Source organism: Burkholderia sp. HI4860 (genome assembly GCF_002223045.2).
Taxonomy (GTDB): domain Bacteria; phylum Pseudomonadota; class Gammaproteobacteria; order Burkholderiales; family Burkholderiaceae; genus Burkholderia.
This window is the reverse complement of record NZ_NKFO02000001.1, coordinates 209,868-236,494: the sequence shown is the minus strand read 5'-3', so window position 1 is coordinate 236,494 and position 26,627 is coordinate 209,868. Positions and strand designations below refer to the sequence as shown.

General features: G+C 66.9%; 18 protein-coding genes. 8 read left to right on the top strand and 10 right to left on the bottom strand.

Annotation, left to right across the window (positions count from 1 at the left end; translation table 11 throughout):
* Positions 1–131: 131 nt before the first annotated feature.
* From CFB34_RS01075 to CFB34_RS01060, 4 genes are all read right to left on the bottom strand, one after another.
* Positions 132–1,007 carry a hypothetical protein gene (locus tag CFB34_RS01075; RefSeq protein ID WP_242808533.1) on the bottom strand — a complete coding sequence of 292 codons (876 nt, stop codon included), beginning with the start codon at positions 1,005–1,007 and terminating at the stop codon, positions 132–134.
* Positions 973–4,827 carry a type VI secretion system Vgr family protein gene (gene tssI, locus CFB34_RS01070; protein ID WP_089443244.1) on the bottom strand — a complete coding sequence of 1,285 codons (3,855 nt, stop codon included), beginning with the start codon at positions 4,825–4,827 and terminating at the stop codon, positions 973–975. Before tssI ends, CFB34_RS01075 begins: the two co-directional genes overlap by 35 nt.
* Positions 4,828–5,097 carry a PAAR domain-containing protein gene (locus tag CFB34_RS01065; RefSeq protein WP_089443386.1) on the bottom strand — a complete coding sequence of 90 codons (270 nt, stop codon included), beginning with the start codon at positions 5,095–5,097 and terminating at the stop codon, positions 4,828–4,830.
* Between the two features lie 154 nt (positions 5,098–5,251).
* Entirely contained in the window at positions 5,252–6,184 is a 933-nt protein-coding gene (locus CFB34_RS01060) for a LysR family transcriptional regulator (RefSeq protein ID WP_089443243.1), read from the bottom strand.
* A gap of 204 nt (positions 6,185–6,388) precedes the next feature.
* Between CFB34_RS01060 and CFB34_RS01055 the strand changes: the two genes are divergently transcribed.
* The 4 genes from CFB34_RS01055 to pdeR all read left to right on the top strand — a co-directional run bounded on the left by CFB34_RS01055 (position 6,389) and on the right by pdeR (position 14,890).
* Positions 6,389–7,162, top strand: coding sequence for a putative hydro-lyase (locus CFB34_RS01055; protein WP_089443242.1), 774 nt, complete (start codon positions 6,389–6,391; stop codon positions 7,160–7,162).
* 91 nt (positions 7,163–7,253) lie between these two features.
* Positions 7,254–8,552 carry an MFS transporter gene (locus CFB34_RS01050; protein ID WP_089443241.1) on the top strand — a complete coding sequence of 433 codons (1,299 nt, stop codon included), beginning with the start codon at positions 7,254–7,256 and terminating at the stop codon, positions 8,550–8,552.
* A gap of 120 nt (positions 8,553–8,672) precedes the next feature.
* A complete protein-coding gene (locus CFB34_RS01045; protein ID WP_089443240.1) occupies positions 8,673–12,323 on the top strand; it encodes a hydantoinase B/oxoprolinase family protein in 3,651 nt (1,216 codons plus the stop codon).
* 563 nt (positions 12,324–12,886) lie between these two features.
* Complete coding sequence (gene pdeR / locus CFB34_RS01040; protein ID WP_089443239.1) at positions 12,887–14,890, top strand: cyclic di-GMP phosphodiesterase; 2,004 nt, start codon at positions 12,887–12,889, stop codon at positions 14,888–14,890.
* 48 nt (positions 14,891–14,938) lie between these two features.
* On the opposite strand, the gene CFB34_RS01035 is transcribed toward pdeR, so the two are convergent.
* A complete protein-coding gene (locus CFB34_RS01035) occupies positions 14,939–15,802 on the bottom strand; it encodes a crotonase/enoyl-CoA hydratase family protein (RefSeq protein WP_089443238.1) in 864 nt (287 codons plus the stop codon).
* Between the two features lie 490 nt (positions 15,803–16,292).
* Between CFB34_RS01035 and CFB34_RS01030 the strand changes: the two genes are divergently transcribed.
* From CFB34_RS01030 to CFB34_RS01020, 3 genes are all read left to right on the top strand, one after another.
* Entirely contained in the window at positions 16,293–18,263 is a 1,971-nt protein-coding gene (locus CFB34_RS01030) for an APC family permease (RefSeq protein WP_089443237.1), read from the top strand.
* 365 nt (positions 18,264–18,628) lie between these two features.
* Positions 18,629–20,551 carry a DUF3857 domain-containing protein gene (locus CFB34_RS01025; RefSeq protein ID WP_242808532.1) on the top strand — a complete coding sequence of 641 codons (1,923 nt, stop codon included), beginning with the start codon at positions 18,629–18,631 and terminating at the stop codon, positions 20,549–20,551.
* A gap of 56 nt (positions 20,552–20,607) precedes the next feature.
* Positions 20,608–20,775, top strand: a complete 168-nt coding sequence (locus CFB34_RS01020; protein WP_179243703.1) for a hypothetical protein — start codon at positions 20,608–20,610, stop codon at positions 20,773–20,775.
* A gap of 94 nt (positions 20,776–20,869) precedes the next feature.
* Here the strand turns inward: CFB34_RS01020 and CFB34_RS01015 are convergent, their stop codons facing one another.
* Positions 20,870–21,919 (bottom strand): AraC family transcriptional regulator, encoded by a 1,050-nt coding sequence (locus CFB34_RS01015; protein WP_089443235.1) that lies wholly within the window; start codon positions 21,917–21,919, stop codon positions 20,870–20,872.
* A 70-nt stretch (positions 21,920–21,989) separates the two neighbouring features.
* On the opposite strand from CFB34_RS01015, the gene CFB34_RS01010 reads away from it, so the two are divergent.
* Complete coding sequence (locus tag CFB34_RS01010; protein ID WP_089443234.1) at positions 21,990–23,201, top strand: MFS transporter; 1,212 nt, start codon at positions 21,990–21,992, stop codon at positions 23,199–23,201.
* Between the two features lie 31 nt (positions 23,202–23,232).
* Here the strand turns inward: CFB34_RS01010 and CFB34_RS01005 are convergent, their stop codons facing one another.
* The 4 genes from CFB34_RS01005 to CFB34_RS00990 form a co-directional block, all read right to left on the bottom strand.
* Positions 23,233–24,078 (bottom strand): helix-turn-helix transcriptional regulator, encoded by an 846-nt coding sequence (locus tag CFB34_RS01005; protein WP_089443233.1) that lies wholly within the window; start codon positions 24,076–24,078, stop codon positions 23,233–23,235.
* Positions 24,079–24,126: 48 nt separating this feature from the next.
* Positions 24,127–24,684, bottom strand: a complete 558-nt coding sequence (locus CFB34_RS01000; protein WP_089443232.1) for a carboxymuconolactone decarboxylase — start codon at positions 24,682–24,684, stop codon at positions 24,127–24,129.
* 113 nt (positions 24,685–24,797) lie between these two features.
* On the bottom strand, positions 24,798–25,559 hold the full coding sequence (locus CFB34_RS00995) for an isocitrate lyase/phosphoenolpyruvate mutase family protein (RefSeq protein WP_089443231.1): 762 nt from the start codon (positions 25,557–25,559) through the stop codon (positions 24,798–24,800).
* Complete coding sequence (locus CFB34_RS00990; RefSeq protein WP_089443230.1) at positions 25,556–26,608, bottom strand: saccharopine dehydrogenase NADP-binding domain-containing protein; 1,053 nt, start codon at positions 26,606–26,608, stop codon at positions 25,556–25,558. Before CFB34_RS00990 ends, CFB34_RS00995 begins: the two co-directional genes overlap by 4 nt.
* Positions 26,609–26,627 lie beyond the last annotated feature (19 nt).

Sequence of the window (26,627 nt, the reverse complement as noted above, 5' to 3'; positions counted from 1 at the left end):
GTTTGCCCCGTGCGTTCCAGGTCTGAAGAGGGAAGGGGGCCAGGTACTTCTTCGTGCGAGTGCAAATCGCCCGTCGGGCTTTCGCGTTCCATCGGTATGGGCTTGCCAGTACGAACTCAATCGGATGGTTCTTACGATCGTTCCTGATATTCCTCGAACCACATCCACCGACCAGGCTCAAACAGGTTCGTGTACTGGTTTCGTTCTGCTTGCTCCCGAGGGGTGAGCTTGCGGACATCGGGAAATTTCTGACCTTTCCTGATCACATGAATATCCGAATTGGAAGTCTTGGTGTAGCCCTGCCATATCCCTGTTTCTGGGCAAAGCATGCCGGTGCACAGATTCATCAACTCGTATTTGTGGCGCTTAGCCTGTTGCTCCTCCACGCGACGCTGCTCGCGCTCCTCCGGCGTCAAGATTTTGTATGCACGGCGTATTTCGACTATCCACAATTTCTGCGGAGATGATCCATCTAGCGGATTTATGTAACCAAGATCGACGTCGACCGGAAATTTACTCCCCGGAATATATTTCGAGCGGTAGCGAAAGGATTGTAAATTGGGGGCGTCTGGGGTGCGCCCCATTATTTCATTCCTGTATATGCGATTCCCTCGATGATCAATCCAATAGTCTTCTAGCTGGAGAAGTGATTTGATTTCCGTGTCAGGTAGATTGGCGACCCTTGCATCGACCACAATTCTTACCTTGGCTGGAACAATTTTCACTTTCGAACGGTCGTCGTTGTAATCTTCCGGATCTGTTCGAGTTAAAAGTTCGATTGTAGTCTCGGCCAAGGAGCGATTGGCATAATGATAAAGAGCGCCGTAGGCGGATTTCTTAGTCCATGTCGAATAGAGCTGCCCAATGGCTGTGCTTCTTGGGTCGAATGGCTGATCTTCCCGCAGGATCGCCATCGCAGTTTTGAGGATCCTTCGTACTGCAGCTCGCTGTTCGTCCGCGGTGGCTGGCATGCTAAATCCCTCTTCCAATGGCTCGAAGTGATTCACTGTAGGCTCCTGTGCATGTACCGGGGTTACGCACGAAAGCACGATTAGGATCGTCCCAATAGGCTTGCACCACTTCTGCGCACGCGTAAGCATCTTCTTCATGTAATTGGCTCCGGTATCCCTTTTCGAAACTCACCATCTTGGCCGCCATTTCTGGCGACACTCGCAACAGCTTGCATGCTTCGGCCTGTGCAATCGGCACGTCGGGCTTCACATAGGCTCCGCCTGTCTGATTTTGCATGTAAGAAATTATCCAGTAATAGTGAAAAACCAACATGTGATGCAGCGCCGCTATTACCCTCGTGTCATCTGGAAGTTGCGTCTTTCCGGCTGCGTCAAGGACATCTTTGCGCATACTGTCGTCATACACCCGCATTGCTTGCGAGAACATCGCATAGTCGCTCGAGTGTTGTTGAAGCAAGGCCATCATCCAGAATGTCTGCTGGCAATGTCGCGCTTCGTGATAAATCAAATCCGCGAAGGCTTTCAAGATGCTATCCAAGGCGGTCGCCTTATTAAAGGATGCAATGATATTTGCGATTTCTCTCTCCTGGATAGCTATTACCCAGTGACTCCCGATAAACGATGCGCTGACATCCGGGCGCATGTTGTATTTGGTTGCGCCGTCATCTACATTGACAATGTCGATTTCTGGAAGTGTGCCGTCTGAGGTTGAAAAATCACCAGTGCCTGCTCGCGGTAACCCGAAGGGTCCCGTGCGAAGGGCGGTATTCAATATATTGCCAACAGCGAGTTTGATATTGGTTTTTAGCGCGTTTGGTATTTTCCCATTCAACGTGCTGAATTTGTCCCACTCAATCTCATTGAGTGCCTTCTTGATTGCCGCTGTATAGGTCTTCGTCACCGGATACTCAACATCGCGACGCACCGGCATGTGCGGGGGCGTATCGCCCTGATTAGCGCCGTCGATGAAGTGGTGGAAGCGCAGCCCGAAGTTGAGCGGATCGCAGCTCGCGAACGCGGCCGGCTGACGCTCGGATGTCGCCCCCTGCTCCGGGGTGCTGACCTTCTTGCCTTTGATCGTCGTGGTGCGCTTGTCCGCGTTCGGCGCCTGGGCGATGTAAGGCGTCGTGTTGTCGCGCACGATGGCCGCCCGGTTCACCGCAATCACCTTGTCCGGATCGCTCGCCGCCAGCAGTTCCACCGTGCCGAACGCGATGTCATGGCTCGTCACGACTTCCGTTTCGCCCAGCTCGTTACTTACGCCCTCGATCACGCGTCCGTTGTCGAGCGTGACCCGGTACGGCTGGTTCGGCAGGGCAAACCCACCGTCGTGTTCCAGCAGCACAAAGTGTGCGGCAAACTGCCCAGGGCTGTCGGGCGTGACTGGCAGGCGCATCGGCCGCACCTGCGCCGCGTCTGTCTGATGGCTGCCTGCGTGGATCGTATGCTCGCCAGCCGTCCGCACGACGTAACCTTGATCGCTGATGCAAACCTCCGTGCTTCCTGCGTGCAGCACGATTTCCTCTGCCGCATGCAGATGGATACTGTCGGTCGTACTCGTGATGTTGATGGTCTTCTTTGCGGTGAGGTCGACACCATCGGTTTGTGCTTCGATCCGCACTTTCCCCGCTGCGGCGACCATCGCCATGCCCGCCTTGTGCACGAACAGCGAAAACGCATTCGACACGCTCGCGAACAGCGAACGCCCCACGGCAAGCCCGACATGCCGGCCGGTCGTCACAGCCACATCCTCTGCGCTCGCGATATGGGTGCTGCGCTCGGCCGCAAGACTAATCCCCGCCGGCCCGGTCATCACAATGTCGGGTTCCGTCAGCTCCGGGAATTCATCCACCGTACCGGACGGTGTTCCCCGAATCGCATCGCAACGCGCCTTGATCGCACGGGTTACATCGCTCTGGTCTGCACCACGTTGTTGTGCGTCGTGCTGCTGCGCCAAATTCGTAAGGCTTTCTTGTAGCTCGCGCGCCTGCGTCAGCCGACCCACCGCCTCCTTGGCGTCCTTCGCGTGGCCTGGGCCACCCGGTTGTCCGTCTGCCGAGAAGAGCATGCCCTTCAACGCCCGGACAACGCCCCAGTCATCGGTCCGAAGATCGAAGCCTTTGCCACGCGCATCGGCACGCCCTTTCTTGCGGGTAATGCGCCGGATATTGCCGAGACTCAATTGCGACGTGCCCGCGTCGCTGGCAAGCTGCGTCTGGATTTGTTCCCGCGTATCGTCGATCGTCAGATGGCCGGATGCCGTGCCATGGAGTTCCCGGCCACGAATGACCGACACCGCGTGGTTGTGCGGTTGGTCCAGTGCAGGCTGGCGGAACGCGTTGACGGCGCTCCCGATGATCACCGGCAAATCCGGGTCGCCGTAGTAATGCGACACCGCCACCTCATGACCGATACGCGGGACGAACGTCGCGCCCATGTCTACACCTTGCCAAGGCGACAGCACACGCAGCCAGATGCCGGAATTTTCGTCGTGCTGGCCTTGCCGGTCCCACGCGAATTGCACCTTCACTCGATCGTATTGGTCCGTCCAGATCTCCTGCCCGGCGGGGCCGACGACAATCGCTTTCTCGGGGCCGCCCATAATGGGTTTGCGTACGCTGCGCTCGAGCCGGAACAGCTCGTTCGTGGGCAGCAGTTCGAATTGCGCGTCGGCGCGATAGGTCTGCGCGCTGCCGGCTCGCCCTGCGACTTCCTCGATATCGAGCGTGCAGGACACAACCACGTATTCACGATTCGCCGCCTGCTGCGGATGGCCGATGAGCGTGAAGGTGTGGCCGACCGTGAGGCCGCGCAGACTTCCTTTACCGCTCGCACGTCGCCCGGCACAGCGCTGCGCCTCAAGCCGCACACGCGCGAAGTGCCGCGCCTCCCACTCCGTATCGTTCGGCTGGCCCGTCAGCCCTTGGGCGCCGGCGAGCGGCTGACTGTAGTCTCCCCAGTCATAAATCTCGCCATCGGAGCTGGCCGTCGGACGAGGGTCTTCCACGGACACGCCAAGCCTCGCGCGTGGCCTCGTGTAGTCGTAATCGGTGACGCTCACGGACCCTGCCGTCAATCGACTAGTCACGGACAGCGTGTGAATGTGTTCCTCGTCGATGTGCTGACCGCCAGGCGGCAGATAGCGCAACGTCTCGTAAGCCTCGCCATGCGGTTGGTGTCCGCCCATCGTGTCGCACAGGACCAGACGGTGATGGCCGTCATCGTGTTCGAACCACCACCAGATTCCCCATTCCTCCCAGAGGCGTTGCAGGAAAGCCCAGTCCGATTCAAAGGCCTGTCGCTGTACGTCGCGTTTCGGGTAGACGCCCCGAAAGGCGCCAAGGCGCTTGTCGACGGGGTAGGGATACTTCGAGAGGACTGCGTCGGTGATTTCAACGACGGTCATATCCTGAAACAGCCGGCAATCCTGCGTGAGGGTCGCGCGATAGAGCCATGGCCGCAGTTCGAGTTCGTACAGGATCGCGTCACGATCCTGACCGGCAAGCCGTGCCACTTCGACCAATCCGGTGATCTCGCGCGTACGCGCCCCGATGTTGCCGCGCCCGGTGTTACCCGCGAGCCCGGGAATGAACCGACCATTGCCTTCCAGCTGGATCGACACGGTGACTTCCGTGCCGACTATCTTGTCCAGATCGAGATCAGCCGTGCGGCTCGGCGAAACGGCATAGGCGTCGTCGGTGCGCAGCGTGACGAGGTAGCGGCATTCGTCGAGGCGGCCGATGGTTTCGGTGCCTTGCAGGCGCACCGGGACGAATACCGGCAGCGCATCCACGCCGTAAGTCGGCAGCGCCGCGCCCGCAAGTGACAGCGTGCGAGCCGGAGCAAAGAGCGCCATTTACGCTGCCCCTGTCGTCCGCTGACCAATGATGGTCGCACCGCACCCGGTCTTGTCGCCGTGATAGCCCACGCGCCGGCCGCGATGCGTGCGCCAGCCACTCGCCAGCAACGGAAAAACGCCACCGCATTTCGGACAATGAACGCCGTGGCCATCAAGCGCTACGCCAATTCCGAGATGTGTCAGGTCATGCGCGCATTCGACGACTTCGCCGCCGTGGTCGGTTGAGTCACCCAGGCGGACCATTTCGCGGCCTCGTGCATTCTTCATCATCGATCTCATCTATCACGTGGAGCGAGATTGATAACGCGGAAATTCGACGCCGACTATGGGATGAATACGATTTTTCGGACTTTGACTTTCGTTAAAGAAAAATGAGTTTTCTGTTTGCGCGCTACCGTTGAATGGCGGTACGCACACCGCATCAAAGCGCCTCAACCAACAACCGCTTGCTCTTCTCGCAATACTCGTGACACGCTGCCCGCGCCGCAATCGACGCGCCATGCACGAACCGCGGCGCATCGGCCCGCCGCGACATCGACACGACGATCGACGGCGGCGACGGCTGCAGCGGCAACTCCACGACTTCACCACTTTCGATCAACGCGTCGACGAACAGCACGGGAATCGCCGCCACGCCAAACCCGTCGCGCACGAGCTGCACGATCACCGAGATCGACGGCGACCCGGTGATGCGCGTGTCCGACAACGGCACGCCATGCGCATGCGCGAGCGTGCGGACGATATCTTCGAGCGCACGATGCGGCGCCGTACCCCGCCCATAGGTGAGAATCGGCTGCCGCAGCACCTGCCTGGCGAGCCCCGAGCGCGTGTTCGGCAGCAGCCCCGCGCGCGCGATCCAGCGCACCGGATAGTTCGCGAGCGCATCGCACACGACCGACGCCTCGTCGCTGCCTTCCACGCGGATGATCAGGTCGAGTTCGCCGGCCATCAGCCGGCGCTGCAGCACGACGCTGACGTCGACGGTCAGGTCGATCTCGAGCTGCGGATAGTCGGCCGCCAGCCGCCGCATGTAGTGCGGCAGCCAGCTGTGCACGACGGTCTCGATCACGCCGAGCCGCAGCTTGCCGCGCAGCGCGCGCTCGCCGGAGGCCGCGGCCTGCAGCTCCTGCGTCGCCTCGACCACGGCCTTCGCATAGCCGAGCAGGTATTCGCCGTTCGGCGTGAGCCGGAATTCACGGCTGTCGCGGTCGACGAGTACCGTCTGCAGTTCGTCCTCGAGCGCCTTCAGGCGCTGCGAGATCGCGGCCGGCGTCGCGTGCAGCGCGGCGGCCGTCGTGCGGAAGTTGCGCAGCTTCGCGAGCGTGACGAAGGTTTCGAGAAAACGCGTGTTCATGGCGGTCGGACGGAGGGTGAGCGCGCACTTTGCCGGTGAGGAAAAGTGAACGGAGCCGGGGAAAACCCCGAGATCCGTTAAGAAATTCTATACACGAAGCGCAAAAAAACTCGTTGGCGACAAAATTTTTTCTTTTCTACTCTTCGCTGTACCGATGACACGGCACCGTCATCCCGACGACACACCGATCTGCGACAGAACCTCATGACCCCTTCCGAATTCCGCCAGTCCGTGCGCCACGGCGCGTTCCGCGGCCCGACCGCCGGCCATTGCGGCCCGTACGCGCAAGCGAACCTCGCGATCCTGCCCGAAGCGTTCGCGCACGATTTCCTGCGCTTCTGCCAGGCGAACCCGAAAGCCTGCCCGCTGCTGGGCGTCGGCGAACCGGGCGCGTTCCGGGTCGACGCGCTCGGCGAGGATCTCGACATCCGCACCGACGTGCCGAGCTACAACGTCTACCGCGACGGCCGCCTGACCGAACGCGTCGAATCGCTCGAAGCGCTGTGGCGCGACGATTTCGTCGTGTTCGCGATCGGCTGCTCGTTCTCGTTCGAGGACATGCTGGCCCGCGAAGGCATCGGCCTGCGCCATGTGGAGGAGGGGCGCAACGTGCCGATGTACCGCACGTCGATTCCGAATCGCCGCGCGGGAATCTTCGGCGGCCAGCTCGTCGTGTCGATGCGGCCGATGCGCGGCGCCGACGCGATCCGCGCGGTGCAGATCACGAGCCGGTTTCCGGGCGTGCACGGCGCGCCGATCCATCTCGGCGATCCGCGCGAGCTGGGCATCGCCGACCTGAACGCCCCCGAATTCGGCGACGCGGTGACGATCCGCGACGGCGAGCTTCCGGTGTTCTGGGCGTGCGGCGTGACGCCGCAAACCGCGCTGATGGACGCGAAGCTGCCGATCGCGATCGCGCATACGCCCGGCCACATGCTGATGACCGACATCACGAACGCGTCGCTGGCCGTATTTTGAGCCGGGGCGATGACCCGCACGACGCACCCGCACGACACACCCCCGCACGCACGATCGCCATTCGACGGCGCATAACGACAGGAGCACCACCATGGAAAGCAAGACCCTCGCGGCGCACGCCGCGGAGCCCGCGAGCCCCGAGCGCAGCGGCCTGTTCTCGTGGTACGGGGATGCGCAGCCGCGCGAGCGCCGCGCGTTCTGGAGCTGCAAGGTCGGCTACATGCTCGACGGGATGGACACGCAGATGCTGTCGTTCGTGATCCCGACGCTCGTCGCGACCTGGGGCATCTCGCTCGCGGACGCGGGCTTCATCGGCACGATCACGCTGCTCGCGTCGGCGGCCGGCGGCTGGATCGCCGGCATCCTGTCCGACCGGATCGGCCGCGTGCGCACGCTGCAGCTCACCGTGCTGTGGTTCGCGGTGTTCACCGCGCTGTGCGGGCTCGCGCAGAACTATCACCAGTTGCTCGCGGCGCGCGCGCTCATGGGCTTCGGCTTCGGCGGCGAATGGACGGCCGGCGCAGTGCTGATCGGCGAAGTGATCCGGGCGCGCGACCGCGGCAAGGCGGTCGGCCTCGTGCAGTCGGGCTGGGCGATCGGCTGGGGGCTGTGCGCGCTGCTGTATGCGCTGCTGTTCTCGGTGCTGCCGGCCGAGCAGGCGTGGCGCGCGCTGTTCCTCGTCGGCCTCGCGCCCGCGCTGCTGGTCGTCGCGATCCGCCGCTACGTGAAGGAGCCGGACGTCTACGAGAAGGAGAAGGCCGCGCAGGCAAAAGTGGCCGATGCGCCGCGCCTCACCGAGATCTTCGCGCCGAAGCTGATCACGACGACGCTGCGCGCGGCGCTGCTGACGACGGGCGCGCAAGGCGGCTACTACGCGATCACGACGTGGCTGCCGACCTTCCTGAAGACCGAGCGTCACCTCACGGTGATGGGCACCGGCGGCTATCTCGCGATGATCATCTTCGGCTCGTGGGTCGGCTACCTGACGAGCGCGTACCTGACCGACCGCCTGGGCCGCAAGCCGAACTTCATCCTGTTCGCGGTGGGCTCGATGGTGATCGCGTTCGCGTACACGTCGCTGAACCTGACCAACGCGTCGATGCTGTGGCTCGGCTTCCCGCTCGGCTTCTTCGCATCGGGCATCTTCTCGGGGATGGGCGCGTTCCTCACCGAACTGTTCCCGACCCGCGTGCGCGGTTCCGGCCAGGGCTTCTGCTACAACGTGGGCCGCGCGATCGGAGCGCTGTTCCCGTTCATGATCGGCGCGCTGTCCAAGCAATACGGGCTCGGCACGAGCATCGGCCTCTTCGCGGTCGCCGCGTACGGCGTGGTGATCGTCGCCGCGCTGACGCTGCCCGAGACCCGCGGCCGCGAACTCGACGCCGCGTAAGCGGCAAGGGCGGCCCGCCCTTCGTTTTCATCCCCCTTTATCGACTCCGTGACACGGTGCGCGACGCGCGCCGTGCGGCGGCGCTCGTCCCTCGACTCAACGACGCATCGACCCGACATCATGACTGACCGACACCTTTCCACCGTTCCGTCCGACGCCGCACGCTGGCAATTCTGGATCGACCGCGGCGGCACCTTCACCGACATCGTCGCGCGCCGGCCCGACGGCACGCTCGTCACCCACAAGCTGCTGTCGGAGAACCCCGAGCAGTACCGCGACGCGGCCGTGGCCGGCATTCGCCACCTGCTCGGCCTCGCGGCCGGCGAGCCGATCACGCCCGAGCACGTCGACATGGTGAAGATGGGCACGACGGTCGCGACCAACGCGCTGCTCGAACGCAAGGGCGAACGCACCGCGCTCGCGACGACGCGCGGCTTTCGCGACGTGCTGCGCATCGCGTACCAGAACCGGCCGCGCCTGTTCGATCTCGACATCGTGCTGCCGGATGCACTGTACGAGACCGTCGTCGAGATCGACGAGCGCATCGGCGCGCACGGCGAGGTGGTCGTGCCGCTCGACGTTCAGGGGGCCGAAGCGTCGTTGCGCCGCCTGTTCGACTCGGGCGTGCGTGCGCTCGCGATCGTGCTGATCCATGGCTATCGCTACACCGCGCACGAACGCATGCTGGCCGAACTCGCGCGCCGGATCGGCTTCACGCAGGTGTCGGTGTCGCACGAGGTGTCGCCGTTGATGAAGATGGTGTCGCGCGGCGATACGACCGTCGTCGATGCCTACCTGTCGCCGATCCTGCGCCGCTACGTCGAGCAGGTCGCGCACGAGATGCCGGGCGTGAACCTGCAGTTCATGCAGAGCAGCGGCGGGCTGACGCGCGCCGATGCGTTCCAGGGCAAGGACGCGATCCTGTCGGGCCCGGCCGGCGGGATCGTCGGGATGGTGCGCGCCGCGCAGGCGGCCGGCTTCGAGCGCGTGATCGGCTTCGACATGGGCGGCACGTCGACCGACGTGTCGCACTACCACGGCGAGTTCGAGCGCGTGTTCGAGACGCAGGTGGCCGGCGTGCGGATGCGCGCGCCGATGATGAGCATCCACACGGTGGCCGCGGGCGGCGGCTCGGTGCTCGGCTTCGACGGCGCACGGCTGCGCGTCGGGCCCGAGTCGGCCGGCGCGAACCCGGGGCCGGCGGCCTACCGGCGCGGCGGCCCGCTGACGGTGACCGACTGCAACGTGATGCTCGGCAAGATCCAGCCCGATCATTTCCCGCGCGTATTTGGCCCGCACGCGGACGAACCGCTCGACCGCGACGGCGTGGTCGCGAAGTTCGCGGCGCTCGCCGACGAGATTCACGCGGCGACCGGGCGGCGCGAGACGCCCGAGGCGCTCGCCGAAGGCTTCCTGGAAATCGCGATCGGCAGCATGGCGAACGCGATCAAGAAGATTTCCGTGCAGCGCGGCCACGACGTGTCGCGCTACGTGCTGACGACGTTCGGCGGCGCGGGCGGCCAGCACGCGTGCGGCGTGGCCGATGCGCTCGGCATGACGCAGGTGTTCGCGCATCCGCTGGCGGGCGTGCTGTCCGCATACGGGATGGGCCTCGCCGACCAGACCGCGATGCGCGAGCGCGCGGTCGAGGCCGTGTTGTCCGACGATTCGCTGCCGGCGCTGAATGCCGCACTCGACCGGCTGGCCGACGAGGCCGTCGGCGCGCTGCTCGAACAGGGCGTGCCGCCGGAGCGGATCGCGACCGAGCGGCGCGTGCACCTGCGCTACCAGGGCACCGATTCGGCGCTCGACGTGCCGGCCGGCAGCGTCGCCGAGATGCAGCAGGCGTTCGAGGCCGCGTACCGGCAGCGCTACGCGTTCCTGATGCCCGGCACGCCGCTCGTCGCCGAGCTCGCGTCGGTCGAGGCGATCGGCCGCTCCGACGCGCCGGTGGAGATCGCCCCGCTCGCGCCGCGCCACGCGGGCGACGGCGACGATGCCGCGCTGCGCGCCCATTCCGCGGTGCGCTTTCATTCCGGCGGCCAATGGCACGACGCGGCGCTCTACGTGCGCGACACGCTGCGGGCTGGCGACGCGATCGACGGCCCCGCGATCGTCGCGGAGCAGAACGGCACGACCGTCGTCGAGCCCGGCTGGCGCGCGCAGATGACCGCGCAGGGCAACCTCGTGCTGACGCGCACGACGCCGCTGCCGACGCGCCGCTCGCTCGGCACCGACGCCGACCCGGTGCGGCTCGAGATCTTCAACAACCTGTTCATGTCGATCGCCGAGCAGATGGGGCTGCGGCTGCAGAACACCGCGTACTCGGTGAACATCAAGGAGCGCCTCGACTTCTCGTGCGCGATCTTCGACGGCGACGGCAACCTGATCGCGAACGCGCCGCACATGCCCGTGCACCTCGGGTCGATGGGCGAGAGCATCCGCACGGTGATCGAGCGCAACCGCGGCCGCATGCGCGACGGCGACGTGTTCATGCTGAACGACCCGTATCACGGCGGCACGCACCTGCCGGACGTGACGGTCATCACGCCGGTGTTCGCGGACGGTTCGGACACGCCGCTGTTCTACGTCGGCTCGCGCGGCCACCACGCGGACATCGGCGGCACGACGCCGGGCTCGATGCCGCCCGATTCGACCCACATCGACGAGGAGGGTGTGCTGATCGACAACTGGCAGCTCGTGTCGGCCGGCACGCTGCGCGACGCGGACACCCGCGCGCTGCTCGCATCGGGCCGCTACCCGGCGCGCAACGTCGAGCAGAACATGGCCGACCTGCGCGCGCAGGTCGCCGCGAACCAGAAGGGCGTCGACGAGTTGCGCCGGATGGTCGCGCAGTTCGGCCGCGACGTCGTGCTCGCGTTCATGGGGCACGTGCAGGACAACGCGGAAGAAGCCGTGCGGCGCGTGATCGGCGCGCTGCAGGACGGCGCGTACCGCTACCCGCTCGACAACGGTGCGGAGATTCGCGTCGCGATTCGCGTCGACCGGGCGGCGCGGCGCGCGGAAATCGACTTCACGGGCACGTCCGCGCAGCTCGACAACAACTTCAACGCGCCGAAGGCCGTGTGCATGGCCGCCGTGCTGTACGTGTTCCGCACGCTGGTCGGCGACGACATCCCGCTGAACGCCGGCTGCCTGAAGCCGCTCACGGTGATCGTGCCCGCGCGCTCGATGCTGAACCCCGAGTATCCGGCGGCGGTCGTGTCGGGCAACGTCGAGACGTCGTCGGCGATCACCAACGCGCTGTACGGCGCGCTCGGCTGCGTCGCGTCGAGCCAGGGAACGATGAACAACTTCACATTCGGCAACGATCAGTACCAGTACTACGAGACGATTGCGGGCGGCAGCGGCGCCGGTGACGGGTTCGCGGGCGTCGGCGCGGTGCAGACGCACATGACGAACTCGCGGCTCACCGATCCCGAGGTGCTCGAATGGCGCTACCCGGTGCGGCTCGACTCGCACCGGATCCGCGCCGGGTCGGGCGGCGGCGGGCGCTGGCGCGGCGGCGACGGCGCGGTGCGGCGGATCCGCTTCCTGGCGCCGATGACCGCGTCGATCCTGTCGAACAACCGGATCCACGCGCCGTTCGGCGCGGCGGGCGGCGAGGCCGGCGCGCTGGGCCGCAACACGATCGAGCGCGCGGACGGCACGGTCGAGGCGCTCGACCATATCGCCCGCGCGCAGATGGCGCCGGGCGATGTATTCGTCGTCGAAACCCCGGGCGGCGGCGGCTACGGCGCGGCGGGCTGAGCCGGGCAGCCGGTGCCGGCGCGCCGCGCCGGTGCTCGACCGACATTGCAACGGACTGTGGAATAAATCCGCGCATTAACGCACCCAAGGAATCAAATTCGACGGAAAGTCGGGTCGCCGGAGGGCGATCCGACCCTTTCGCCGCAGTCGCTTCATCGCGCGCTCCCCGAATGCCGGCATCAGCCGCAAACGCCCGCCCGGCGGGGCGCTCAGCCCACCCGCCGAACCCGCTTCGCGGCGCCGCCACCCCCATTGAGCCGGTTGCCCATCATGAAAAATCCGGCTTGCCAATCGAGTCCCAATTCCTTGACACTCTGCTCTAAATGTGAGTGCCAATCCTGATCGTCATTTGATAAGATGGCTCTCATCATTCGTTAGGCAGCACCTGCGCGCATGACGCGCGAACGCCGGGTCGCATTAGCGGGAAACAAGTACGGGACGAGGCCCATCATCACGGCACTTACGGCCGCCCTGCCGGGCGCGCATCACGCGCGGCCCGGCAGGGCGGCCGGCCGGCTCGCCTCCGTCTACACTGTGCGTTTTTTCTGGATCGGGGCGTCTCCATGGATGACGAAAACGATAGCGCGGTGCTCGAGGCGCACGTCGGTACGCGCAGCCCCTGCTGGCGTCTCGGCAGCGACAGCAATGCACTCGAACTGGCGGCCGTCCGCGGCCTGACCAACGTGGCCGTCGCGCTGACGGTCGAACAGGCCGCGTGCATCCGCGCGCTGACCGGGGTCACGTCGCACCTGGTGCTCGACATCACGCTGTTCGGCGAGCCGGTCAAGCTCCATCTCGTCGGTCGCAAGGTCGACACGACTAACTGGGCCGGCACGGCGTCCGCCTATTCCGATGCCGAGTCCGTCGCGGGCGATCTCGCGCACGGGCTCGCATTCGCCGAGCAGGTCGTGTCCGAAGTGAATTCGCTCGTCGTGATCCTCGACCGCAACGGGATGGTGCAGCGCTTCAACCGCCTGTGCGAGGAAGTGACGGGCAAGCGCGAGGTCGACGTGATCGGCCGCAGCGCGTTCGAGCTGTTCATGACCCCCGAGCAGGGCGCGCAGTCGCGCAGCAACATCACGGGATTTTTCGCGAGTAACCATTCGTTCGCGGTCGAGCGCTACATCAACACGGTCAACGGGCCGCGCCTGTTCCAGTTCCGCAACAAGTTCGTGCAGAGCGGCAGCGGCGTCGACGAGCAGTTCCTGATCTGCTCGGGCATCGACATCACCGAGGAGCGCAGCGCGCAGCAGCGGCTCATCGAGCTCGCGAACACCGACGTGCTGACCGGCCTGCCGAATCGCCATGCGATCAACGAGCGCATCCACGCGGCGATCGCCGCCGAGACCGCCGCGACGCGCGGGCAGGTCGGCATCCTGTTCCTCGATCTCGACAACTTCAAGCGCGTCAACGATCACTACGGGCACATCACCGGCGACCGGCTGCTGCAGGACGTGTCGGCGATCATCAGCGGCTGCCTGCCGTCCGGCGCGACGCTCGCGCGGCTCGGCGGCGACGAATTCCTCGTGCTGTTCGAGCACGGCACGCGGCCGCTGCTCGAAGCGACCGCGCAGATCATTCTCGAGCGGCTGCGCACGCCGATTCATCTCGGGCTGATGGAGGTCTACACGAGCTGCTCGATCGGCATCGCGATGCATCCGCAGCACGGCGATTCGCTCGAGACGCTGATCCGCAGCGCGGATACCGCGATGTACGTCGCGAAGGAAGAGGGCAAGCATACGTATCGCGTGTTCTCGCTGGAGATGAACCAGAAGGTCGCGAAGTACATGTGGCTCGACACGAACCTGCGCAAGGCGCTCGAAGAGGAGCAGTTCGTGCTGCACTACCAGCCGGTCGTCGATATCGCGACCGGCGACGTGCACGGCGTCGAGGCGCTGATCCGCTGGCAGTCGCCCGATCGCGGGCTCGTCGCGCCGGTCGAGTTCATCCGCTTCGCGGAGGAGTCGGGCCTGATCGCGCCGCTCGGGCGCTGGGTGATGCGTACCGCGGCCGCGCAGGCCGCTGCGTGGAAGGCGAAGGGGCTCGGCATCCGGATCGCGGTGAACGTGTCCGCCCGGCAGTTGCAGGACATGAACATCGTGCACCAGCTCGCGTCGATCCTCGACGCCGCGGGGCTCAAGCCCGGCCTGCTCGACATCGAGCTGACCGAGAGCTGCTTCATCGAGGACGAGGATGCGGCCAACGGGCTGATGCGACAGTTCCGCCAGCTCGGCGCGCAGATCCATCTCGACGATTTCGGCACCGGCTATTCGTCGCTGTCGCAGTTGTCGCGCCTGCCGCTCGACGCGATCAAGCTCGACCGCACCTTCATCACGGGCATCGACCGCAATCCGCGCTCGCAGGCGCTGGTGCGCTCGGTCGTGTCGCTCGCGAAGGCGCTGAATTTCGCGGTGGTCGCCGAAGGCGTCGAAACGCATGCGGAAGCCGAATTCCTCAAGCAGCTCGACGTCGATCATGCGCAGGGCTACTACTACGCCCGCCCGATGCCGGCCCAGGCGTTCGAGGCGTGGCTCGCGGAGACGAGGAAGCTCAGGCTGATCGCCTGAGCCTCGTTCACGAACGGGCGCCGCCGCTCGCCGGCGGCGCCCGTCGCATTACACCGTGCGCAGCTTCGACACGCGCCGGTTCTGCAGCATCACGAGGCGTTCCATGTACGCGAGATCCTTCGGCTCGATCGTAAACGCCGCATGCACCCAGGCTTCCGTGATGTCCATCAGCTCGGAGCGCGTCAGCTGGAACACCCGCTCGCGCGCGCGCAGCATCGCGCGCACCCCGTTCAGCTTCGGCTTCGTCACGTCGATGAAGGTGCGCGTCGCGAGATACGCGTCGCCCGCGTCGAACGTCTGGTCGACCAGCCCGCGATCCTCGTACCACTCGGACGCGTGCGCTTCACCGGTCGAGATCAGTTGCTCCGCAATGCCCCGGTCGGCCTTGCGCGCGACGAGCGAATAGCCGCCCATGCCCGGGAACAGGTTGAACGCGATCTCGGGAAACCCGAGCTTCACGCCTTTCTGCGCGAGCACGTAGTGATGCGCGAGCGCGGCCTCGAAGCCGCCGCCGAGCGCGCTGCCCTCGACCATCGCGATCGAGATCGCCCCGGTGCCGAAGCCCGTGTAGATCTCGTACACGCCGTCGATGCACGAGCGCGCGTAGGCCATCAGCAGGTCGCGCTTGCCGCTGCGGATCGCGTCGACGAAAAAGCTCAGGTCGCCGCCGACGTTGAACAGCTCGGGGACGAGCGAGCCCGTCACCCAGAAGTCGAACGGCAGGCCCGAATCGCGTGCGACGCGTGCGAGATGGATGATGTCGGTAACGAGTTGCTGGTTGAAGCACGGCCGCGGCTCCGATCGCAGCATCATCCACATGACATTGCGTCCCTCCTCATAAAAGGCAGTCAGTTGCGTCAGTTCGCCGGCTTCATAAAACGGGCGGCACGCGGGATGGGATTGGAGTTGCATGGTATGTCCTCGTGAGATGTGGTTTTTGAAAACCGTCGCGCCCGGTGCCGAGCGGGAGACGGGTTTCCCGCAGGGCGCCGGGCGCGAGGCATCGCCATTGTTGCGCGCGCACAAAAGTCGAATTGCGAGGAACCACGCACGACCGGGACGCGGGGGGGCGGTCGCATCGGCATGGGCGGGGAAGGGGGCGGCGCGCACCGCCGGCCGCTTTCGGGCGAACCTGGGCGGCGCGTCGGCTGGTGCGCCGGACGGGGCCGCCAGGCATGCGAACGCGGCCGGAAAGGGAGCCGTGCAGGTTCGCCGCGTTGCGCGAATGCGTGTAAACAGCCGATCCGGCGCGCGGCCGCCGGCGTTGTCCGCTTACATGCTGAAAGCGCTGCCGGGCCGCCGTGCGGCCCCTATGGAAGATGCGGACTGGCGTTGCGCCCGTGCGTCGATTAGCTTTAAAGGATCACGCCGCGCGTCGCGCCAGGCGTGCCGGGAGGGGACCATGACCACGTTCCAGAAAGTGTGGCAGTTGCTCGTCGGAAAGCCGCTCGACCCGCTCGATCCGCGTACGCGGCATGCGATCGCCGTCACGCCGCTGCTGGCCTGGGTCGGGCTCGGCGCCGACGGGCTGTCGTCGTCGTGCTACGGCCCGGAGGAGGCGTTTCTCGCGCTCGGCCAGCACCATGCGCTCGCGCTGTTCCTCGCGCTCGCGACGGCGGCGACCGTGTTCATCATCGCGCTCGGCTACAACCAGGTGATCGAGCTGTTCCCGACCGGCGGCGGCGGCTACCGCGTCGCGACGTCGCTGCTCGGCTCGAAACCGGGGCTGGTATCCGGCGCGGCGCTGCTGGTCGACTACGTGCTGACCGTCGCGACGTCGCTCGCGAGCGGCGTCGACGCATTCTTCAGCCTGCTGCCGGTGAGCGCGCAGGCGTTCAAGCTCACGACCGAGATCGTGCTGATCCTGATGATGACAGGGCTCAACTTCCGCGGGATGCGCGAATCGATCATGGTGCTGCTGCCGATCTTCATCGGCTTCGTGATCCTGCACTTCGGGCTGATCGTGTACGGCGTCGCCGTGCACGGCAGCAGCCTCGCGATGGTGGTGCCCGACGCCGTGCACGAAGCGCACGGCATGTCGCAGTCGCTCGGCCTGTTCGTGCTGCTCGCGCTGCTGATGCGCGCGTTCTCGCTCGGCGGCGGGACTTATACGGGCCTCGAGGCGGTGTCGAACAACGTGAACATGCTCGCCGATCCGCGCGTGCCGAACGGCAAGGTGACGATGTGGTACATGTCGACGTCGCTCGCGTTCACGGCCGGCGGCATCATCCTGCTGTACATGCTGTGGCACGCCCGGCCCGTCGACGGCCAGACGCTCAACGCGGTCGTGTTCGGCAGCGTGATCGACCATCTCGGGCTCGGCTCGGCCTTCGCGCGCCACGCGTTGCTCGCGGCCGTGCTCGCGTTCGAGGCCGGGCTGCTGCTGGTCGGTGCGCAGACGGGCTTCCTCGACGGCCCGGCCGTGCTGTCGAACATGGCATCGGATTCGTGGGTACCGCGCCATTTCCGCGACCTGTCGGGGCGCCTCGTGCGGCAGAACGGCATCATCGTCGTCGGGCTGTCGAGCCTGCTGATCCTCTTGTGGACGCACGGCAACGTCGACGTGCTCGTCGTGCTGTACAGCATCAACGTGTTCCTCACGTTCAGCCTGTCGCTGCTCGGGCTGTGCACGTACTGGTGGCGCCATCGCAGCCAGCAGGGCTGGTTCAAGCACTTCTTCCTGTCGGCGCTCGGGCTGAGCGTGACGGCGACCGTGCTCGTCATCACGCTGATCGAGAAGTTCACGGCGGGCGGCTGGCTCACGGTGCTCGTGACGAGCGCGGTGATCGCGCTGTGCTTCATGATCAACCGCCACTACGCCTATACGCGCGCGCAGCTCGCGAAGGAAGACGCGCTGTTCTCGGGCAAGCCGCCCGAAGTCGACGAGGCCACCGCGCCGGGCAAGCCCGACCCGTCGCAGCCGACGGCCGTGCTGCTGGTCGGCAAGCATCGCGGCGCGAGCATGCACGCGCTGCTGTGGGTCAACCGGCTGTTTCCCGGGCACTTCCGCAACGTGATCTTCCTCGCGGTCGGCGAAGTCGACGCGAAGGCCTACGACGGTCACGAGCATCTCGAACGGCTGCGCCACACGATCACCGAATCGCTCGACTACTATGTCGCGCACTGCCGCCGCCACGGCATCGCGGCCGACTACCGGATCGCGTTCGGCACGAACCCCGTCGTCGAGTTCATGAACCTGGCTTCGTCGACGCTCGACGAATACCCGAACGCCGTGTGCTTCGCGAGCAAGCTGATCTTCCGCCGCGTGAATTTCCTCACGGCCTGGCTGCACAACCAGACGCCCGTCGAGCTGCAGGCGCGGCTGCACGTCGAGGGCAAGCAGATGGTGTTGCTGCCGATGAACGTCGGGTAGCGGGCGGGCGAAACGGCTCGCCCGGATGGTGAAAACGATTCAACCTGACGTGTTGCGTCAGATATTAAGCAGTGGAAAACAATTCGCTGGTTTCGTCGGAAAGCTTGGGTAAGATTCGCGCGCTTCGAATCAACAACAACTCCTTTCCGAGAGACTTCATGACGTCCATCGCCACGACTGCCACCCGTTTCCTGCGTCACGGCCCGGGCGCGCTGATTACCGTCGCGCTCGCCGGCGTTGCCGCCTCGTACGCCGCTTGACGCTCGCGCGCGGGGCGCACAAACTGGCCGGCACGTGAGCGTGCCGCGCCGGTCCGGGTTGCGCGGCCGCGTTTTCACGCGCATGGCGCGACGAGGTGCGATGTGGTGCCCTTTTATCCCCGAGTGTTCGCCTGGACGCTTGCCGGCGCGATCGCGCTCGCGCTCGGCCTGCCGGACGCGCATGCCGGATCGCCTGGCGCCGCACAGCGCGCGGACGTGGCCGCCGACACGGCCGGCGGCGCGCCCGTCACGATCGTCAGCGATGTCCACGAATTCGTGATCCAGCACGACGGCTCGCTCGACGAGCACGACGATTCGACGCTGCGCGCGAACGACGCGAACGGCATCGATGCCATCGCGCAGCGCTACGTGTGGTTCGACAAGAATCTCGAGAAGGTGGACCTGCTCGCGGCCGAGACGATCGGCCGCGACGGCGTCGCGCACCCGGTCGGCGCGGACGGCATCCGCGACGTGCAGGAACCGCGCTCGGCCGGCGCGCCGACGTTCCAGGACGGGCTGCTGCGCACCGTCGTGTTTCCCGGCGTCGAAGCCGGATCGAGCACGCGCGTGGCGTTCCGCAAGACCCGCACGAAGCCGGTCAACCGCGGCTACTTCGGCTATACCGTGGAGCCGTCGCGCGAGCCGGTCGACCGCCAGCGGCTGATCTTCGACGTGCCGGCCGACATGCCGCTGTATGCGGATGCGCGCGGCTACGTCGCGCTGCCGCCGGTCACCGCGAACGGCCGCACGCGCTACGAATTCGACTACCGGCACGGCCCGTACGACCGCATCGAAAGCGGCGCGGTCGGCTACGCGACCTACGGTGACCGGCTCGTCGTGTCGACGCTGCCCGACTACGCGGCGTTCGCCGCGCGCTACCGCAACGCGGCCGTCGATCCGGGCGCGGACGATCCGGCCGTCGCGCAGCTGGCGCGCACGCTCACCGCGGGTGTCGCCGATCCGCACGACCAGGCGCGCATCCTGTACGACTGGGTGCAGGCGAACATCCGCTACGTCGGGCTGTTTCTCGGCGAAACGGCCGCCGCGCCGCATCGCGTGACCGACATCCTGCGCAACCGCTACGGCGACTGCAAGGATCATGTCGCGCTGTTCGGCGCGCTGCTCGCGGCGGTCGGCATCCGCAGCGAGCCGGTGCTGCTCAATCTCGGGTCCGTCTACACGCTGCCGTCGGTGCCCGGCTACGGCGGCGGGGCGATCAATCACGCGATCACGTGGCTGCCCGATCTCGCGCGCTACGCGGACACGACGACGGCCGGCATCGCATTCGGTTATCTGCCGCCGATCGTGATGGACCGTCCCGCGCTGCTGGTCGATTCGGGCGTGCTGTCGCGTACGCCGGCCACGCAGCCGCGCGGCCGCATCGCGCGGGTCGAGATCGACGCCGCGGGGCCGGGCGCCGCGCGTTTTCATGCGTTCGTCGAGGACGACGGCTGGACGGCCGAACTCGAACGCAACCTGTTTCGCCGCGCGACGCCCGACTCCGTCGCCCAGCTCGCGAACAACCGGCTGCGGCAAAGCGGCCTGCGCGGCCGCGCGCAGCTGTCGACCAGCGACCGGCGCGTGACCGACGGGCCATTCGACGTGACGATGTCGGGCACGCTCGATCATTTCGTGTGGCCTGACGGCACGACCGCGTTGCCCGCGCTGTCGAGCCTGACGGGCGGCATCGCGACGCAGGTCGAGAACTGGCTCGCCGAGCCCGTGCGCACGCAGCCGTGGGGCTGCATCGGCGGCACGTTCGACGAGACCGGCCAGATCGCGCTGCCGGCCGACGTCGCGGTGACCGACCTGCCGGCCGATACGGCCGTGCACGACCGCTTCGTCGACTTCACGTCGCATTACGTATTCGACGCGGCCGCGCGCGTCGTGCAGGTCACGCGGCGCATGACCGCGGATTTCGGCCGTCAGGTGTGTACGGCGGACGAATTCACGGCGCTGCGCGCGTCGCTCGAACGCATCGAACGCGACACGCAGGCGCAGATCGTCGTGCGGGCGAACGGGCGTTGAACGGGCAGGGAAGGTGAACGCACCGATGCGATCGGTCGATGCGCAGGAGGGACATCATGACGGAACGGGATCACGAGATCGCCGATCTCTCGAAGGAATTGCTGGGCCGGATCGTGCAAGGCACCGTGGCGAGCGGCGCGGTCGTCGATGTGGAGCAATGCGCGGCGCTTGCCGTGCAGTGCGCGACGGCGTTGGTCGACAGGCTGGAAGCGCGCAGCGACTGAACGACGCTGCTGTCACGTGTGAAAGCGATGGGAGCGACGCCTGGCGGCCGCGGCCGGCATCACGCGTGAAGCGTGACGCGCGCCCCGTCACGCATTAGGCCTCGACCCGCACCTCGCCGTCCGCGCGCACGGCGCCCGGCGGCTTGCCCACCACGCGCTTGAACGCGCGGCTGAACGCGGCGAGCGAGCCGTAGCCGAGCCGGTACGCGACGGCCTCGATCGTCTCGTGGTCGCGCGTGATCCATTGCGCGGCGAGCCGCATCCGCAGCTCGGTCAGGTAGCGCACCGGCGTCATCCCGGTGGCCGCGAGAAAGCGTTCGGCGAACACCGAACGCGACACGCCCGCTTCGGTCGCGAGTTCCGCCACGCTCCAGTTGCGGCCCGGATCGCGATGCAGCGCGACGATCGCGCGGCCGAGCTTCGGTTCGCGCAGCGCCTGCACCCAGCCCGTCGCATCACCGCATCCGCATTCGACCCAGCCGCGCACGATGAACGCCGCGACCACATCCGCGAGCCGCGCGAGGATGCCCGCGAAGCCCGCGCGCGCCGAGCACGCTTCGCGCTCCATCGCATCGAGCATCGGGCGGATTTCCGGGTAGCGCGCAAGCAGCGTGCCGACGTGCATGAACTCCGGCATCGTGCCGACCAGCGGCTGCATGCCGCCGAGATCGAGCTCCATGCACGCGCTGAAGATCAGCGCATCGCCGGCGCCCGGCTCGGTCGTCGCGCAGCCGGTGGGCGACACGCCGGCCGATGCCACCGACGCGACCGTGTCGCAGATCTTCGCGACCTCGAAGCCGTTGATCTCGCGACACGGTGCATCCGGGTCCGACACCAGCGCGTGCATGCCGCCGTGCGGCAGCAGGATTGCGTCGCCGGCTTCGAGCCGCATCGTGGCGCCCGACGCGTCGCGCAGCAGCACGGGCCCGCGCCCGACGAAATGGAACTGCGCGCGGCCCGTCACGTGGCCGAAGTTCAGCCCGAACGGCCGCGCGACCTGGATGCGGCGGTACTGGACGCCGCTCAGGCGCATCCCCAGCAGCAGCTCGCTGACGAGGTCGTGCACATCGGGAATAGGGGGGAGAAGGGACTCGGACATAGCGAGATACGGACGATCGATCAACAAGAACGGATTGTATGTCATAGACCGTCCTGACGTGGTTCCTTACGATACGCCCTCATCAGTACTTTCCCTAACCGACACGGAACCACGCATGAATCCCGGAACCTCCACGGCCGCCTCGACGGCGGCCCCCCGCGAACCGGCCTGGGGCGCGGTATTCGCGATGACGCTCGGCGTGTTCGGGCTCGTCACGGCCGAATTCCTGCCGGCCAGCCTGCTGACGCCGATGGCCGACAGCCTCGGCGTGACCGAAGGCGTGGCCGGTCAGGCCGTCACGGCCACCGCGGCGGTCGCGCTGGTCACGAGCCTGCTGATCTCGGCGCTCACGCGCACGATCGACCGGCGGCGCGTGCTGCTCGTGTTCTCGGTGCTGCTCGTCGCGTCGAACCTGGCGGTCGCGTTCGCGCCGAACCTGGCAATGCTGCTGGTCGGCCGCGTCGTGCTCGGCATTGCGCTCGGCGGCTTCTGGACGATGGCCACCGCTACCGCGATGCGGCTCGTGCCGACGGCGATGGTGCCGCGTGCGCTGTCGATCATCTTCAGCGGCGTGGCGGTCGCGACGATCGCGTCCGCGCCGATGGGCAGTTACTTCGGCCACCTGATCGGCTGGCGCAACGTGTTCCTGATCGCGGCCGCGCTCGGCGGCATTGCGTTCGTGTCGCAGATCCTCACGCTGCCGTCGATGCCGCCGAGCGGTACGACGCGGCTGCGCACGCTGATCGACGTGCTGCGCCGGCCGACCGTCGGCCTCGGCATGTTCGCGACGATCCTCGTGTTCACCGGGCACTTCGCGTTCTTCACGTACCTGCGGCCGTTCCTCGAGCAGGTCGCGGGTGTCGGCGTCAACGGGCTGTCGGCGATCCTGCTCGGCTACGGCATCGCGAACTTCGTCGGCACGTCGCTCGCGGGCCGCGTGCTCGAACACCGGTTGCGGCCGATGCTGATCGGGATGCCCGCGCTGATGGTCGTGCTCGGCGTCGCGCTCGTCGCGCTCGGCCGTGCGCCGATGATCGACGCGGTGCTCGTCGCGTTGTGGGGGATGGCGTTCGGCGGCGTGCCCGTCGCGTGGTCGACGTGGGTCACGCGCACCGTGCCCGATGAAGCCGAGAGCGCGGGCGGGCTGATCGTCGCGGCGATCCAGCTTGCGATCGCGACCGGCGCGGCAGCGGGCGGCGTCGTGTTCGACGCGAACGGGGCGGCCGGCGTGTTCGTCGCGGCAGCCGTCGTGCTGGCCGTTGCGGTCGCAACGATCGTGACCGGCGTGCCGAAACGTGTCGGCGTGGGGCCCGCGCTGGCGGAATGACGTTGTACCGGCGGGCCGCCCGGCCCGCCGCTCAGCGCACCGGTGCGTGCGTGTCGAGCAACTGCCGGTGGCGCGCTTCGGTCGCGTCGTCGGCGGGGAACATGCACTCCATGCGCAGCTCCTGTGCGGCGGCGCTCTGCGGTGTCCCCACCGTCGTGACCAGCGAGAAGTAACGCAGCACGACGCCTTCGTGCACGAAGCCGATCGGGATGACCGGCAGCGACGGCGCGGCGGCGGGCGCCGGCGGCGTCTTCCAGTCGCGCGGCGCATCGGGGCTGGCGAGCAGGTCCTCGAGCAGCCGCCGTGTGTCGTCGTCGATCACGCGGCCGACCGCTTCGCGCTGCACGCGTTGCAGCAGGCTGCGCGACACCGTCTCCCAGTCGGCCAGGAACGGCCGCATGCCGTGCGGATCGAACATCAGGCGCAGCAGGTTGCGCGGGCCGTCGCGCGCGGCCATGTCGATGAAGCAGTTGAAGAAGCGCGGCGCCGCGTCGTTGGTCATCAGCACGTTCCAGTGGCGATCCATCACGATCGCCGGAAACGGATCGTGCTGGCGCACGACCCGTTCGAGCGCGCCGATCACACCCTGCATCTCCTGCGCATCCCACGGCGCTTCCGAATACACCGGTGCATACCCGGCCGCGAGCAGCAGCGCGTTGCGCTCGCGCAGCGGCACGTCGAGCGTTTGCGCGAGCGTCAGCAGCGTGTCGCGGCCCGGCACGCTGCGCCCGCTTTCGATGAAGCTGATCTGGCGCTGCGAGATCCCCGCGTCGAGCGACAGGTCGAGCTGGCTCACGCCGCGCACGTCGCGCCAGTAGCGCAGCAACTGGCCGAGTTCGTGCGGCGGCGCGTGCAGTTCGCGGCGGCTGGCGTTCATCGCGCCTCCCTGGGCGTTCCGTGAGCGACGCGATCGACTATATCGGACTCACGCGGCGTTCGCATGCCACGCGAATGCGTCGAACGGCGCTTCGAGCGCGGGCTGCGTCACGCTGCCGACGTAGTTCGTGATCGTCGATGCGGCGACCACCGCGATCACTTCCAGCAACTGTTCGTCGCTGAAGCCGGCATCGAGGAACGCCTGCCGGTCGGCATCGGACAGGCGGCCGCGGGTCTCGATCAGCTTGCGTGCGGTGGCCGACAGTGCGGCCAGTGTCGCATCGGCGGGCAGCGCGCCATGGCGGATCGCATCGACGTCGGCGTGGGTCACACCCTGTTTCAGCGCAAGCGCGGTGTGGAACGCGACCGGCCATTCGCTCGCGTTCGTGACCGCGTTGGTGAGCAGGAGCGTCTGGATCTGCGGCTCGGTGAGGCTGCTCGCGTGCACGCGCTCGAACAGGCCGATGAAGCCGTTGATCAGCACCGGCGACGCGGCCATGGCCGCCGCGATGTTCGGGACGATGCCGAAGGTGTGCTGGAGCTGCTGGAGGACGGGTTTTGAGGCGGCCGGTGCCGAGTCGATGGTGTGAAGCGGATAGGCGGACATGATGTCTCCGGGGATGAGCGCCGCCGGATTGGCGGCGCGACACCCGAAGCGTAGGAGCGGCCGTGTCGCGCGCCAATTACATGCGATGTAATCGTCCGATGCGCGCGAAGCGGTCAGCTGCCTTGCCTGACCATCTCCGCCAGCGCCTTCATCGCCTGCAGGTACGGATACGGCCCGTGGCTGATGCGGGCCACGCCGTATTCCGCGAATTCGGCGAGTGTCGGCGTCTCCGTGACGCGCATCACGTTCACCGGCAGCGGCGATGCGGCCGTCAGTGCGCGAATGAGCGCCGGTGAGCGCAGCCCCGGCACGAACAGCCCATCGGCACCGGCTGCGGCATAAGCACGCGCCCGGGCCAGCGTGGCGTCGAGCAGGCGCTCGTCGTGCGTCTCGGCCGGCGCCTTGAAGAACACGTCGGATCGCGCGTTGATGAAGTAGTCGGCGCCCGCGCGATCCGCGGCCTGGCGGGCTGCCGCGAGACGAGCCGCCGCTGCGTCGACGTCACGCAATTCGCCCGTCGCCGGGAAGCTGTCCTCGAGGTTGCAGCCGATCGCGCCGGCCTTGATGCTGAGCGCGATCGTCTCGGCGACATCTTCCGGCCGCTCGCCGTACCCGCTTTCGAGATCGACGGTGACGGGCAGGTCGGTCGCGCGCGTGATTCGCTCGAGCACGTCCATCATCAGCGCGCGCGGCATCTGCTCGCCGTCGCCGAAACCGTTGGCCGCCGCGACCGACCAGCTGCCGGTCGCCAGCGCGACGGCGCCCGCGTCGGCCGCCGTGCGCGCGCTGCCGGCGTCCCATACGTTGAACAGCGCCAGCGGCTGGCCCGCACGGTGAAGCGAACGGAAATATGCACCCTTCTCATTGCTGCTCATGCTTGCGTCCCCTGGTTGAAAACCGGATCGGTTGTCGTGCCGAACGATACTGCCACCGTATCGAGCGCCGCGAGGAAATCACGTGCGTCGAACAGCTCGCCGAGACTGCGCACGCCGCCCGACACCACGGTGTCGCCCGCGATCAGCCGCACGGCTGCCTCGACGATGATCGGTGCGCTGACTGCGTAGATGTCCTGCCCGGACGCCGTCGCGCGGTGCGTCGTGCCGCCCTGCACGACGATCGCGTCCATCGCGAACTGCTGCGCCGAGCGGCCCAGCGCGTCGGTCGGCTCGGGCGGCGGCGTGGCGGCATCGCGCACGTCGCGCAGCGCGACGGTGGCGAGCCACGATTCGATCGTATCGATGCGCAGGTGACGCGACAGTGTCATCACTTCCGAAAACGGCAGCAGCGTCACGTCGACGCGGCCGATCGGCGGCGGGAACGGCCATGCGCGTTCGCGTGCGGTCGACGGCACCGGCGTCGGCTTCCCGTCCTTCTGCACGAGCCGCACCGCGCGATTGCGCTCGCCCGTCACGCGCGTGCCGCGCGTCGGGTGCCAGCGGTCGAGGCCGGTCGCGACATCGACGCGTTCGATCGGTTGGTGCGGGTCCACGACGGCCGTGACGAGCAGGTCGGCCAGGCCGCCGTAGAACGCCGCGGCCGGCACGAGCGTCACGCCCGCGGCGCGCGCCCGCGCATCGCGGTGTTCGGCCAGCGCCAGCACCGACGGTTGCTCGGCAGTCAGGTCGAGATAGGGGATGCCGGCCCGCAGCGCGGCATCGGCCAGCGGCAGCGCGGTATCGAGGTACGGGCCCGCGCAGTTGATCACCGCTGCCGCGCCGTGCAACGCGGCGTCGAGCGCGGCCGGATCGTCGATCGCGGCGACGCGTGCGAGCGCGAGCGCCGTATCGCCGCCGTGTTCCGCGAGCCGCGCGGCATCGCGCCCGATGCGGATCGCGCGCAGGCCGCGCCGGGCCAGCTCCGCGACGACGAACCGCCCGGTATGACCTGTGGCGCCATAGACTGCAACCGTCATTCGATCATCCATGATCTACTCCGCTACAGAA